The organism is Bradyrhizobium uaiense (genome assembly GCF_010811875.1).
In the GTDB taxonomy this organism is placed as follows: Bacteria; Pseudomonadota; Alphaproteobacteria; order Rhizobiales; family Xanthobacteraceae; genus Bradyrhizobium; species Bradyrhizobium uaiense.
On record NZ_VKHP01001282.1, the window covers coordinates 1 to 207 of the forward strand.

Genomic DNA, 207 nt, shown 5'->3' on the forward strand with positions numbered 1-207 from the left:
GAGCGCCCGATCGCCTGATCTTCAGACCCCCTTTTTTCGCCCCGGCGGCGTGCTGATGCGCCCGGACGATGGTGGAATCCACGATCAGATATTCGAAGTCCGGATCATCGGACATCGCCTCGAAGATGCGGCACCAGACACCCTTGCGACTCCATCGACTGAAGCGCCGGAACACGCTGTTCCAATCCCCAAACGCCTCCGGAAGAT

General features: G+C 60.4%; 1 pseudogene. It reads right to left on the minus strand.

Features of this window, described 5'->3' with window-relative positions:
* Positions 1-207, minus strand: a pseudogene (locus FNJ47_RS49630) (IS5/IS1182 family transposase); the annotation flags it as partial.